At 75.2% G+C, this 12,207-nt stretch carries 13 protein-coding genes; 8 read left to right on the forward strand and 5 right to left on the reverse strand.

The window, feature by feature from the left end:
• Positions 1–66 precede the first annotated feature (66 nt).
• A complete protein-coding gene (locus tag AC07BF_RS22780; RefSeq protein WP_478333848.1) occupies positions 67–717 on the forward strand; it encodes a M15 family metallopeptidase in 651 nt (216 codons plus the stop codon).
• A gap of 180 nt (positions 718–897) precedes the next feature.
• Positions 898–1,821, forward strand: coding sequence for an endonuclease/exonuclease/phosphatase family protein (locus AC07BF_RS22785; protein WP_478333849.1), 924 nt, complete (start codon positions 898–900; stop codon positions 1,819–1,821).
• Between the two features lie 48 nt (positions 1,822–1,869).
• Here AC07BF_RS22785 and AC07BF_RS22790 read toward each other — a convergent pair whose 3' ends face one another.
• The 4 genes from AC07BF_RS22790 to AC07BF_RS22805 form a co-directional block, all read right to left on the reverse strand.
• On the reverse strand, positions 1,870–2,910 hold the full coding sequence (locus AC07BF_RS22790; protein WP_478333850.1) for a hypothetical protein: 1,041 nt from the start codon (positions 2,908–2,910) through the stop codon (positions 1,870–1,872).
• Positions 2,907–3,821, reverse strand: a complete 915-nt coding sequence (locus tag AC07BF_RS22795) for a hypothetical protein (protein WP_478333851.1) — start codon at positions 3,819–3,821, stop codon at positions 2,907–2,909. Before AC07BF_RS22795 ends, AC07BF_RS22790 begins: the two co-directional genes overlap by 4 nt.
• Entirely contained in the window at positions 3,818–4,729 is a 912-nt protein-coding gene (locus tag AC07BF_RS22800; protein WP_478333852.1) for a hypothetical protein, read from the reverse strand. The genes AC07BF_RS22795 and AC07BF_RS22800 overlap by 4 nt, the downstream gene beginning before the upstream one ends.
• Before the next feature lie 87 nt (positions 4,730–4,816).
• On the reverse strand, positions 4,817–5,761 hold the full coding sequence (locus AC07BF_RS22805) for a hypothetical protein (protein ID WP_478333853.1): 945 nt from the start codon (positions 5,759–5,761) through the stop codon (positions 4,817–4,819).
• Between the two features lie 335 nt (positions 5,762–6,096).
• On the opposite strand from AC07BF_RS22805, the gene AC07BF_RS22810 reads away from it, so the two are divergent.
• From AC07BF_RS22810 to AC07BF_RS22825, 4 genes are all read left to right on the forward strand, one after another.
• Positions 6,097–7,065 carry an ABC transporter ATP-binding protein gene (locus AC07BF_RS22810; RefSeq protein WP_363589069.1) on the forward strand — a complete coding sequence of 323 codons (969 nt, stop codon included), beginning with the start codon at positions 6,097–6,099 and terminating at the stop codon, positions 7,063–7,065.
• On the forward strand, positions 7,062–7,913 hold the full coding sequence (locus AC07BF_RS22815) for an ABC-2 transporter permease (protein ID WP_478333854.1): 852 nt from the start codon (positions 7,062–7,064) through the stop codon (positions 7,911–7,913). Before AC07BF_RS22810 ends, AC07BF_RS22815 begins: the two co-directional genes overlap by 4 nt.
• Positions 7,914–8,035: 122 nt before the next feature.
• A complete protein-coding gene (locus AC07BF_RS22820; protein WP_478333855.1) occupies positions 8,036–9,454 on the forward strand; it encodes a sensor histidine kinase in 1,419 nt (472 codons plus the stop codon).
• The gene (locus tag AC07BF_RS22825; RefSeq protein ID WP_400986872.1) at positions 9,451–10,128 is read left to right on the forward strand and encodes a response regulator; all 678 of its coding nucleotides are present in this window, start codon (positions 9,451–9,453) and stop codon (positions 10,126–10,128) included. The genes AC07BF_RS22820 and AC07BF_RS22825 overlap by 4 nt, the downstream gene beginning before the upstream one ends.
• A gap of 32 nt (positions 10,129–10,160) precedes the next feature.
• Here the strand turns inward: AC07BF_RS22825 and AC07BF_RS22830 are convergent, their stop codons facing one another.
• Entirely contained in the window at positions 10,161–10,622 is a 462-nt protein-coding gene (locus AC07BF_RS22830) for an SRPBCC family protein (protein ID WP_363630979.1), read from the reverse strand.
• A 221-nt stretch (positions 10,623–10,843) separates the two neighbouring features.
• Between AC07BF_RS22830 and AC07BF_RS22835 the strand changes: the two genes are divergently transcribed.
• Complete coding sequence (locus AC07BF_RS22835) at positions 10,844–11,431, forward strand: hypothetical protein (protein ID WP_363586831.1); 588 nt, start codon at positions 10,844–10,846, stop codon at positions 11,429–11,431.
• Positions 11,432–11,484: 53 nt separating this feature from the next.
• Positions 11,485–12,198 (forward strand): AraC family transcriptional regulator, encoded by a 714-nt coding sequence (locus AC07BF_RS22840; protein ID WP_363586830.1) that lies wholly within the window; start codon positions 11,485–11,487, stop codon positions 12,196–12,198.
• Positions 12,199–12,207 lie beyond the last annotated feature (9 nt).

Genomic DNA, 12,207 nt, shown 5'->3' on the forward strand with positions numbered 1-12,207 from the left:
TTCCTCCCATGGTGTGGCCGCCGGGTTTCCCCGTCGCGGCGAAGTGACGAGCGCCGGGAGGCAGGGATGGACGGGACGACGCGCCAGGAGGCGACGCGGTGGCGGCCGGTGGGGGGCGGCCGGCGGGCGGTGGCCGTGGGCACCGGGGCGGTGGTGGTGCTGGCGCTGGCCGGCGCCTGCGCGGCCGCCGATCCGCCGGCGACCGAGGCGGCGCTGCGGACCCTGGCGGCCACCGTCGCGCCGTTCTCCTCCTCCCTCGCTCCGGGGTCCGGTTCCTCGGCGGGGGCGGACGGCGACATTCCCGACGGCACGAAGCTGACCCCGTTCGACACCGGGGCGCCGGCGGTGGGCAACCTGGACGGACCGCTGCTGGCAGCCGTCCAGCAGGCCGCCCGGGACGCGCGCGCCCAGGGCATCGAGATGACCGTCACCTCGGGCTGGCGCAGCAAGGAGTACCAGCAGCGGCTGCTCGACAAGGGGGTGGCCAGGTACGGGAGCCTGGAGCGGGCCAGGCAGTTCGTGAACACGCCGGAGAAGTCGGCGCACGTCTCGGGCAAGGCGATCGACATCGGTCCGACCAATGCCGACTACTGGCTGATCCAGCACGGCGCGCGGTACGGGCTCTGCCAGGTGTACGCCAACGAGATCTGGCACTTCGAGCTGCTGACCAGCCCTGGCGGGACCTGTCCGGCCCAGTTGCCCGACGCGGCCGGGTAGGGGGCGTTCATGATCCGATCGCAGGAGGGGCTCGCGCCGGGGGCGGGGGCGGTCTCAAGGCCGGGAGCGGTGGCGGGGGCGGGACAGGGGACGGTGGGGGGCGCCTCGGCGGGTGTCTCCCTCCCGGGCGGCCGGCGGCGGCAGCGGCGCCCGCCGGTCGGGCGCTGGCGGCGCGGCCGTGTGGCCGCCGCCGTGGCCCTGCTGACCGCTCTCGCCCTGGCCGGTCACCGGCGGGTGCCGAGCCTGGGCGTCCAGCTGGGGAGCCTGTGGGAGAGCGCCCTGCCCTGGGCCGGTGTCGTGGTGCCCGCCGTCCTGCTCGCCGCCGCGCTGCGGCGAGCGCCGGTGCCGGCGTGCGCCGCGGTGGTGCTGGCCGCGGTGTGGGCCGTCGTGCTCGGGCCGGTGCTCGCCGGCGGCGGCCCGCCGCCGGGGGGCGGTGCGGGCCCGGCCGGCGGTGCGGGCCTGACCGTGGTCACCCACAACGTGAGCGCGCAGAACCCGGACCCCGCCGGCACGGCCCGGGCGCTGCTCGCCGCCAGCCCCGACCTGGTCGCCCTGGAGGAGGTCACCGACGCCGCGCTGCCCGTCTACCAGCGCGTGCTGGACGCCGAACTGCCGCACCGCACGCGGATCGGCACCGTCGCGCTGTGGAGCCGCTACCCGGTGACCGACGCACGGCGGCTGACCATCGACCCGGGCTGGAGCCGCTCACTGCGGGCCGAAGTCCAGGCCCCTGGTGGGCCGTTGGCCGTGTACGTGGTCCATCTCGCCTCCGTCCGGCTCAACGTCACCGGCTTCGCCACCGCTCACCGCGACCGCAACCTCGCCGCGCTCGGCGCCGCGCTGGACGAGGAGCCCCTGCACCGGGTGCTGCTGCTGGGCGACCTCAACACTGCCGCCGGGGACCACGCGCTCACCCCGGTCGCCAGCCGGCTGAGCTCCGCGCAGGACAGCGCGGGCGGCGGCTTCGGGTTCACCTGGCCGGCGGTCTTCCCGCTGGCCCGGATCGATCACGTCATGACCCGGGGCCTGCCCGCCACCGCCGCCTGGACCCTGCCCGCCACCTCCAGCGACCACCTGCCCGCCGCCGCCCGGCTGACGGCGTGAGGGGCGTGCGGGCGGCGGGCCCGGGGGCGGCGGGCCCTGGGGCCGGTGTCAGGCGAGGAGGTCGGACTGGAGGGTGACCACCTGGCGGAAGGCCGCGTCCGGGACGCCGTCGGGGTTGGTCATGGTGACGACGGCGACGAGGTCGGAGGCGCAGAGGTAGGCGATGCGGGCGTTCGGGGTGCCCTTGGCGCCCTTCGCCGAGCTCTCCTGGGCGTCCAGGTGGACGCCCTCGACGGTGTCCCAGGCGCTGTGGGAGGTGCTCTTCGCGCCGGGCAGGGCATTGGGCTTGGCGTCGGAGCGCAGGGAGGAGAAGACGTTCCAGGACTCGAAGGAGGCGCCGAAGCGCAGCAGCCGGATCTGGGTGCGGGTGCCGTCGGAGGCCGTCCACTCCCGGACGGTGGCCGCCCGGCAGGCGTCCTGCAGGAGCAGCGCGCGGAGCTCGGCCGGGTCGCGCTGCTCGGCGAGGATCGCGTCGCAGGTGACCCAGTCGGCCGGAGCCTGGCCGGCGGGGGCCGTGGACGGGCTCGCGCCCGCCGACGCCGACGCCGACGCCGAGGCGGAGGCGGAGGCGGTCGGGCTCGGGGTCGCGCTCGCCGACGGGGTGCCGGTGGCCGAGGCGGTGGGAACCGGGTAGAGCGCCGGGGTGAGGCTGCCGCCGGCCTCCTTGGGGGCGGGCAGCAGCAGGTAGCGCAGGTCCGCGGCGTGCAGGGCGTTCTTGCCGCCCGTACGGTCCGGCGTGCTGCTGCCGGAGGGCAGCGGCGGCAGCGTCAGCGGCGGGAAGGTGTAGCGGCCGTCGCCCGGGGTGGCCAGGCCGGGCAGGTCGGTGCGCTCGGGGGCGGTGACGGCCAGCGCGGCGCCGGTGCCCGCGAGGGCGAACACCAGGGTGGCGGTGGCCCAGCGCGCGGCCGCCCTGCGGCGGGCGCTGCGCCGGGCGAGGCGGGCCTCGTGCTCCTCGGGGGTCTCCGCGGCGGGAGCGGCGGGGAACTCGGCGAAGGTGCCCGCGGGGGTCTCGACGGCGGCCTCAGCGGGGGTCTCGGCGGGGGTCTCGGCGGGGGCGGCGGGTTCGTGCGGGGTTGCGTGGTCGGTCATGCGGACGCTCCCGGGCGGGCGAGGCGGTCGAGCTGCAGGGTGAAGAGGGCGACGATCCGGTCCTTGGGCAGCGGTGCCACGCCCTCGACGTTCATGACCACCAGGAGGTCGCCCTCGGCGGCCGAGCACTCCAGGTAGTCGATCGGCGCGGACGGCGGCGCCGGCATCAGGTAGCAGTGCGCCTCGGGGTGGCCCGGGATCTCCGGGCCGATCCGGAACAGGCCGGTGTCGCCGGTGAAGACCGCGGTGTACTCGTTGAGCTTCTGCACTTCCTGCTGGTTGAACTGGCGCAGCTTCAGGCCGACCACCAGGTCGTCCTCGCTGGTCCGGTACGTCCGCACGCCGGTGGCCTTGACGTGCAGGCCCTCCCAGTAGGAGCGGAGCTTGTCGCGCTTGTCCTTGGGGATCTGCTGGAGTTCGTCGTCCAGTTCGGCGGACAGGAACTCGGCGCCGAGTTCGGTGTCGTTGCCGTAGCCGCCCTCGTCCGGGCCGGGTTCGTAGCCGGCCGGGACGGGCAGCAGCAGGTCGCGCAGCGAACCGAAGTGGTTGCCGTTGGACTTGGCGCCGAACGGCGTGGCGGTCGCGGTCGGGACGGGCGCGGCGGACGGCCCGGCGGCGACGGCCGGGGCGGGGTCGTCGTACTGGGTCTTGATGATGCCGACGCCGATGGCCACCCCGGCCAGCGCCGCCGCTGCCGTCGCGGCGCCCGCGCGCAGCAGGCGGCGGGAGGCGGGGCGCGGGGCGGCGGGATCGGCGGCGGTCGGCGCGGCGGGATCGGCGGCGGTCGGCGCGGCGGGATCGGCGGCGAACTGCTGCTCGGCGGCGGACTGTTCGACGGCGGCCGGGGCCGCCTCGGGGGCGGTCGGCGCCGGCGTGGCGGCCGGGGTCCCGGTCATGCTGTTGTCGGTCATACCAGCCGCTCCCATTGCTGCTTGGCGAGGTCCTTCACGACATCGGGGTTCACCGGCTTGGGGTCGAAGACCTCCACCACCATCGCCACCGTGCCGCGCTGGGCTACGGCCTGGCCGTAGTAGTACCGATCGGCGCTGTCGGCCCAGTACCTGGGTGCCTCGTCCACCCGGTAGCCGCCGTTGGCGCCGTCGGCGAACGGCTTCAGGTTGCGGGTGGTGCCGACGGCGTGCGTGGCGGCTTCGTTGGCGCGGTCCGGCGCGTACTGGACCAGCGACACGCGGTACCTGGTGTCGCCCTTCTTCCAGTCCACCTCGGCCGCGCGCCGGAAGCCCCGGGAGTTCAGGTCCTTGAAGTCGCGGACCGCGCTGTCGCTGTGCTCGGCGAGCTCGCCGACCGACACCCAGCTCGGCTTGTCCGGGAATTCTCCCCAGGCGGCGCTGCCGTCCGGGGCACCGATCAGCAGTTTGAGCAGGTCGCCGTCGATGGCCAGCGGTTTGGGCTGCTGGGCGGCGAAGGCGGTCGGGTCGACCACCGCGGCCGGGTAGGACGGGCGCGCGACCTGGATCGGCGGCAGCGGCGTCGGCGGGCGCTGGGCCTGGACGGCGTAGCCGACGCCGCCGCCGGCCAGGGTGCCCAGCACCAGGCCGGACACCGCCAGCAGCACCGGGCGCGGGCGGCGCGGGGCGCGGGGCGCCCGCTCGGGGGCGGGCGGCAGGAGCTCGGGAGCCGGCGCGCCGGACGGCATTTCAGTGGTGAACTGCGGTGCGGAGAAAGGCAGTTCAGCGACAGGCGGTTCGGCGGCAGGCGATTCGGTGGCGGGCGATTCGGTGGGCGCGGTGTGGGGCTGCGGCGGGGAGGCGGGCGCCGGCGCGGTGCCGGGCGGGGGCAGCGCGGGTTCGGTGGTCACGGGGTGGCTCCAGAGGAGGGTGGGAAGGACGGCGTCGGGACGGGCGGCGGCGCGGGTTCAACCGCGTTCAACCGCGTTCAGCTGCGTTCAGCCGCCGGAGGCGAGCCACTCGCGCTGGCGCTTCATCAGCCCGCTCAGCAGCGCCTTGTCCGGTGTCCCCTTCACCTCGACGTCGATCGTGTACTGGACGTCGCCCTGGCTGGAGATGCCGGTCATCGAGCCGGTGTACGCCTGCTGCTTGGGCTTGTGCAGGTAGCCGTGGGCGTTCGGGTCGCCGTCGATGTCGATCGGGTCCTGCGACTTGAGGGTGTATCCCTGGACGAACTCGCGCGCCATCGAGGTGGAGCCGAAGCGCAGCAGGGTGACGGTGACCTCGGCCTTGCCGTCGGCCGTCCGGTACATCCGGGTGGCGCCCGACTGGTAGCCGTACGAGCCGAGGATGTCCATGATGCCGTCCTGCTTGCCGAACAGGTCGGCGACGTCGTCGTTGGTCATGGTCATCCCGTCCGCGGGCCCGTACGACTCGCCTCCGTCCGGGATCGGGAGCAGGAAGTAGCGCAGGTCGCCCTCGTGCTTGCCGCCGTTGACGGTCCCCTTGACGGTGCTGGCCGGCTTGGGGGTGGTCGGGGCGGCGGTGGGCGTCGGCACCGGTAGCGGGGTGGCGGAGGCCGTCGGGCTCGGACTGGAGGCGGTGGTGGTGGCCGGCGCGGGTGCGGCGGCGGCGGCCGGGCGGGTGTCCGGCCTGCCGACGGCGACGGTCACCGCGGCGCTGGTCGCCGTGACGGCGAGCAGGCCGGCGGTGGCCAGCGCGACACCGACGGCGCGCGGCAGCCGGCGCGCGGCCGGTTCGGGTGCGGCGGCGTGCTGCGGCGCAGCGTCGGGCTGCGGTACGACGGGGTGCTGCGGTACGACGGGGTGCTGTGGCGCAGCGGGGTGCTGCGGTACGGCGGGGTGCTGCGGTACGGCGGCCGGTTCCGGCGCGGCGTCGGGCTGCTCCGGAACGGCGGCTGTTTCGTTTTCGGGCGCGGACAAGGAACTCCCCCGGGAAAATGTGGGATCTCGCGCACGGACTTCCTCGCAAACCGCTCCCCCGGCGGTTCTCCGGACCGTCCATCACGCGTCTCAGCAGGCATTATGAGAGACCGTTCGCATCACTGCCAACAAAGTTAATCGCCGCACTCCGGTCCAATACTCGATGAATCGGACACGTCGTGATGTAACCGCAACAGGCGGTCCTGGCGTGGTACCGGGGTACCGTGCCCCCTCCGATGATCGGTCCGGGGTACCACGGATCGCGCCGGCGCCGCGCCTAGCGTGGAGTGTGAGGGAGGCCGGGACGGTCCGGCCCCGGAGCGTAGGGGTGAGCGATGATCGAGGCGCACCAGCTGACGAAGCGGTACGGGGAGAAGACCGCCGTCGACCGGCTCGACTTCATGGTCAAGCCCGGCACGGTCACCGGCTTCCTCGGGCCCAACGGCGCCGGGAAGTCCACCACCATGCGGATGATCGTCGGGCTGGACGCGCCCACCAGCGGCTCGGTGCGCGTCAACGGGCGCCGTTACGCCGCGCACGCGGCGCCGTTGCAGGAGGTCGGGGCGCTGCTGGAGGCCAAGTCGATCCACCCGGGGCGCTCCGCGTTCAACCACCTCATGGCCCAGGCGCACACCCACGGCATCCCGCGCTCGCGGGTGGAGGAGGTCGTCGAGCTGACGGGGCTGCAGTCGGTGGCGAGGAAGCGTGCCGGGGCGTTCTCGCTGGGCATGGGCCAGCGGCTGGGGATCGCGGCGGCGCTGCTGGGCGACCCGGCGACGGTGATGCTGGACGAGCCGGTCAACGGTCTCGACCCGGAGGGCGTGCTGTGGATCCGCAACCTCCTCACCTCGCTGGCCGCCGAGGGCCGCACCGTCTTCGTGTCCTCGCACCTGATGAGTGAGGTCGCGCTGGTCGCCGACCACCTGATCATCGTCGGGCGGGGCCGGCTGCTGGCCGACACCACCGTGCAGGACCTGGTCCGCCAGGCCGGCGGCGACGTGGTGAAGGTGGCCAGCGCCGATCCGGCCCGGCTGCGCACGGCGCTGGCCGGGCCCGGGGTGGAGGTCACCGGCCGTTCCGGTTCGGAGGAGCTCCTCGTCACCGGCCTGGCCGCGCGGGAGATCGGCCTGCGGGCCGCCGAGCAGGGCATCGCGCTGTTCGAGCTCACCACCCGCACGGTCTCCCTGGAGGAGGCGTTCATGGAGCTGACCAGGGACGCCGTGGAGTACCACGGCACCACCACCGCGACCGGGCCCGCCGCCAGTGCGGGTGCCGGCGCCGAGTCCCCGAGGAGCGCGGCATGAGCACCATCGCACCGAGCCAGCCGTCCGCGGCCGCCGACCGGCGGCCCGCGCGCCCCGCCTACCGGGTGACGCCCGTGCGCGTGCTGCGCTCGGAGTGGGCCAAGCTGTGGTCGCTGCGCTCGACCTGGATCACGCTGGGCCTGGGCCTGCTGTTCCTGGTCGCGTTCGGGTTGATCGCCGCATTCCAGTTCAAGTCGAGGATCACCTCGGGGCGCCCGATGGACCGGGGGGACTTCGCCGACGCCAGTGCCCTGAGCCTGTCGCTGTTCGGCACCAACTTCGCGCAGCTGGCGTTCGGCGTCCTGGGCGTGCTGGTCGCCGCGGGCGAGTACTCCACCGGCATGATCCGCTCCACCCTGGCCGCGGTGCCGCGCCGGCTGCCGGTGCTGTGGTCCAAGGCGGCGGTGTACGGCGTGGTGGTGCTGCTGCTGGGCACCGTCGGGGTGTTCGTCGCCTTCGCGGCCGACAGCGGCATCCTCTCCGGTACCCGCGCGGCGATGACGTTCTCCGACGCCGGCGTCCTGCGCGGCCTGCTGGGGGCCGGGCTCTACCTCGCCCTGGCGGGCGTGATCGGTGTCGCGCTGGGCGCGCTGCTGCGGTCGGTGGCGGGCGGCATCTCGGTGCTGGTGGCCTCGCTGATGCTGGTCCCCGGCCTGATCTCGCTGCTGCCCTCGTCCTGGCAGGACCACATCAGCCCGTACCTGCCCAGCAACGCGGGCCAGGCGATGTTCGCCCTGCACCACGACGCGGCCACGCTGTCGCCCGCCGCGGGGCTGGCGGTCTTCCTGCTGTGGACGGTGCTCGCCCTGGCGGGCGCGGCCGTGCGGCTGATGCGCAGCGACGCCTGAGGGCTGGGAGACTGCGTGGACGTCCCGGTGCGGTGCCCGTTCGAGTCGGGTGCCGCACCGGGCCCGTTTCGTATCCGTATCCGTTCCGGGGTGAGCTGGACGAAGGTGACGACCGTTTGCGGATGGGCTGGACGAAGGTGACGACCGTTCCGGACGAGCTGGACGAAGGTGACGCCGTGAGCGAGCACGACACCGCCGCGGGGGCGGGGGGCGACCCGCTGTCGGGGTACCCGGTGTTCGCGCGCCTGGCCCGGCTGGGGCAGCGGGCGCGGCAAGCGGACCGCGACCACCCGTGGGTGCTGGACACCGCGGTGGTGGCCGCGGTCTTCCTGCTGTTCTGCCTGCCGGACCTGCTGCCCTTCCACGACGGCGGGGAGCGGGCGCGCGAGCACCGGATCGTCTTCGCCCGCCCGCCGCTGGCGGCGCTGCTGGCCTTGCAGGCGGGGCTGCTGCTACCGCTGCTGTGGCGCCGACGGCGACCGGCGACGGCGTTCGCGGCGGTCGCGGCCGTGTTCGTCCTGCAGTGGTCCCTGGGGGTGGCGCTGCGCGCGGACGTCGCGCTGCTCGTCGCCCTCTACAGCCTGGCCCTGCACGGGAGCCTGCGGCACCTGGCGTGGGCGTGCGCGGCGATGGCCGGCGCGTCGGCCCTGGTCGCGGTGGAGCTGTCCGGCGGGCTGCCGGTCGGGGACGCACTGTTCTTCCTGTTCAGCGCGGCGACGGCGGCGGTGGCCGTCGGCATCGCGGTGCGCATCCGCCGGGCCCAGCTCGCCGGGCTGCGCGAGCGGGCGGCGCGTCTGGAGGTCGAGCGCGACCAGCGCAGTCGGCTGGCCACCGCCACCGAGCGCACCCGGGTGGCCCGGGAGATGCACGACATCATCGGCCACAACCTGTCCGTGATCATCACCCTGGCGGACGGCGGCGCGTACGCGACCGAGGCCTCCCCCGAGCGGGGCCGGGAGGCGCTGCTGCTGATCGGGGAGACCAGCCGCCAGGCGCTGGGCGAGCTGCGGCGCATGCTCGGTGTCCTGCGCGACCAGGGCGAGCAGGGCCCCGAGTTCACGCCGCAGCCGGGCATCGCCGACCTCGACGGACTGTGCGCGCGCATCCGGGCCGCCGGGCCGCAGGTCGTGTACACCGCGCGCGGCGAGGTGGAGCGGCTGGACCGCGGGGTGCAGCTGATGGCGTACCGGATCGTCCAGGAGGCGCTCACCAACACCCTCAAGCACGCCGGGCCCGACACTCGGGCGCACGTGACGCTGGCCGCCGAGGGCGGCCGCCTGCGGGTGCGGGTGCGGGACGGCGGTCCGCCCGGCGGGGCGGTGCGCGGCGGTGCGGCAGGCGAGGAGGGGCACGGGCTCACGGGCATGCGCGAACGCGCGGCCCTGTACGGGGGCACCGTCACCGCCGGGCCCGGGCCCGGGGCAGGATGGACCGTGGAGGCCGTCCTCGACCTCACCCCCGATGGACCCGACGGACCCGGCGGCCCTGGCGGCCTCGGCGCCTTCACCCCCGACCCCGACCCGACAGGCGGCCTGACGTGACCACGGTCCTCATCGTCGACGACCAGCCGCTCCAGCGGTACGGCTTCCGGATGCTGCTGGAGAGCCAGCCCGGCACGGAGGTCGTCGGCGAGGCCGCGCACGGCGCCGAGGCCGTGCGCCTGGCGGCCGACCTGCGGCCCGACGTCGTCCTGATGGACATCCGGATGCCCGGCATGGACGGCATCGAGGCCACCCGGCGCATCGTCGCCACCGGCGGGCGCTCACGCATCCTCGTCCTGACCACCTTCGACCTCGACGAGTACGCCCACGCCGCGCTGCGCGCCGGCGCCAGCGGCTTCCTCCTCAAGGACGCCCGCCCGGAGGACCTCCTGGCCGGGATCCGCGCCGTCTCCGAGGGCGACGCCGTCGTCGCCCCCGCCATCACCCGGCGCCTCCTGGACGCCTACGCCCACCACCTGCCCGTGCGCCCGCCCGGCACGGCCGCCGAGGACGATCCGCGGCTGAACGCCCTGACCGAGCGCGAGCGCGAGATCCTGGTCGCGGTCGGCCGGGGCTGGACCAACGGCGAGATCGCGCAGCGCCTGGTGCTCGCGGAGTCGACCGTCAAGACGCACGTCAGCCGGGTGCTGTCGAAGATCGGCGCCCGGGACCGGGTGCAGGCCGTGATCTTCGCCTACGACCGCGGCCTGAACCGGCCGAACCCGCCGGCCTGAGCCGTCCCGCTCCTGCCGTGGGGGGCGCGGCGTCAGGGGCGCTTCTTCGGGGCGGCTTCGAGGTCGGTGGCGGCGGCGGCCAGGATGGCGCCGAAGACGTGGGCGATGACGGGCTTGCCGACCCGGCGGGCGAAGGCCGCGCCGACGAGGGGGATGGGGAGCGCGAAGCCGGTCGTCCAGACGACCAGGGTGCCCTCGGGGACCTCCTCGAAGGCCATCCGGCCGAACTCGTGCCGGGCCGGCGGGAAGCTGCGGTCGACGGTGTAGTCGAAGCCGTGCGGGGCGTTGTAGGCGGTGATCCGCTCGTTGAACCAGCCGATCAGCCAGGTGTGCAGCCGCACGGCGCCCACCCCGTAGGGCGCGCCCTCGCCGGGCCGGGCCAGGCGCGCCCTGAGCACGAACGGGGAGCGGGTGTAGTTGGTGCTCGTGGCGCACCAGTCGAACACCTCGGCGATCGGCGCCGCGATGACCCGTCGCACGGTCACGGTTTCCATGGCTCGTCCCTCTCCTGCAGCGGGGGGCGCGGGTGTCTGCCGCGCCCTGTTCACCGATGAAGACCGGGCGCGGACCGAAACCGTGACATCGGGTGGGGGCGTCCTCGGGGGTGGCGGTGTCGGGCGGGTGGGCGGCGGGGAGAGGGGGCGGGGTGGGGCGCGAGGCTTCCGTGGAGTGGGGGGCGCTGCACCGGCGGTGTGCGGTGGGTGTGGTGGCGGGGGTGGCGGTGCTGGGGGGCGCGGCCGGGCCGGTGGTGTGGGCGGGGTCGCAGGATCTGCCGGGCGATCGGCGGTGGTGGCTGGTGGTGTGCGGGGTCGCGCTGCTGGCGGCCGTCGGTGCCTCGCTGCCGCTGCTGCGTCGGGTCTCCACCACCGACTACGTCGTCTCCTGTGTGGCGCTGGTGCTGCTGCTGGTGCTCGCCCTGGGCGCGGTGTTCGCGGCGGCGCAGGCCGCCTACGCCGTCCGGACCAGGCTGCACGAGCCGCCCGGCGTCACGGCCACCGTGACGGGCTGCCGGACGACGGGCCGGGAGCTGGACGACCAGAACCAGGGCCGCGACATCTACGGCTGCACGTACCACTGGAGTGCCGGCGGCCGGGAGTTCAGCGAGGAGCGGCCCACCGGGAAGCTGTATCCGGACGGCCACGAGACCAGGGTGTGGCTCGCCGGCGAGCGGATGATCACGGGCCGGCCGAGCCTGCTCGGGATCCCGCTGTGGATCGCGCTCGCCCTGGCCGGGCTGGTGGGCACGGTCCGGTTCGCGATGGCCCTGGCCTGGAAGGCCCGCGAGGTGGGCCTGCGGCGCTAGGGGGTGGCCGGAATCCGGGGTGGCGGGTGCGGCGCTCTGGCAGCATCGGGCGGATGGGGCAGCGGGAGGGGATCGGGCGGCGCTTCGTGGTGGGCGCGGGGTACGCGCTGTACCGGGGGCCGTTGGCGGACAGTACGTCACATCGGCACGCCGCGTTCCAGGTTGCCGTCGCGGCGGCGGGCGGCGAGGTGACGATCGTGGACGGGGCCGGGGTCCGCCACCGGGGTGCGGCGGTGGTGGTGGCGCCGATGGTGTGGCACCGGATGGCGCCGGTCCGGGAGGTGTCGGCGTTCTTCGTCGATCCGCACTGCGCGTTCGCGGACCGGCTGCGGGCGGGGTGCGGTGACGGTGTCACCGTGGCACCCCAGTGGCGGGACCTGGTGGAGGAGGACCTGTGTCCGTCCGGGGTGCTGCCGTCGGCCGAGGTGGACGTGCGGCTGTGGGCGGCGATGGAGGCGCTGACGGACCACCGGGTCGCGCTGCCGGGGCTGGCGGCGCGGGTGGGGCTGTCGCCGCAGCGCCTGCGGGCGCTGGCGCGGCGGCAGTTGGGGGTGCCGCTGGCGCGCTGGCGGATCTGGCGGCGGCTGGCCCGCGCCGCCGACGCGCTGGGCGAGGGGCGCACGCTCGCCGAGGCGGCGCTGGCGGGCGGCTTCGCGGACCAGGCGCACTTCAGCCGGCAGATGCGGGAGATGACGGGGCTGACGCCGTCCGCGGTGCTCCCGGTGCTGCGCGCCTCGGGCCGGGCGGGCGCCTCGGGCCCGGCGTAGCCTCGTCCG

Source organism: Kitasatospora sp. NPDC043950 (assembly GCF_056435345.1).

Coding starts and splice junctions, on each gene's coding strand:
- AC07BF_RS22780 (WP_478333848.1), top strand. CDS start 67: ATGGACGGGACGACGCGCCAGGAGGCGACGCGGTGGCGGCCGGTGGGG.
- AC07BF_RS22790 (WP_478333850.1), bottom strand. CDS start 2,910: ATGACCGACCACGCAACCCCGCACGAACCCGCCGCCCCCGCCGAGACC.
- AC07BF_RS22795 (WP_478333851.1), bottom strand. CDS start 3,821: ATGACCGACAACAGCATGACCGGGACCCCGGCCGCCACGCCGGCGCCG.
- AC07BF_RS22810 (WP_363589069.1), top strand. CDS start 6,097: ATGATCGAGGCGCACCAGCTGACGAAGCGGTACGGGGAGAAGACCGCC.
- AC07BF_RS22815 (WP_478333854.1), top strand. CDS start 7,062: ATGAGCACCATCGCACCGAGCCAGCCGTCCGCGGCCGCCGACCGGCGG.
- AC07BF_RS22820 (WP_478333855.1), top strand. CDS start 8,036: ATGGGCTGGACGAAGGTGACGACCGTTCCGGACGAGCTGGACGAAGGT.
- AC07BF_RS22830 (WP_363630979.1), bottom strand. CDS start 10,622: ATGGAAACCGTGACCGTGCGACGGGTCATCGCGGCGCCGATCGCCGAG.
- AC07BF_RS22840 (WP_363586830.1), top strand. CDS start 11,485: ATGGGGCAGCGGGAGGGGATCGGGCGGCGCTTCGTGGTGGGCGCGGGG.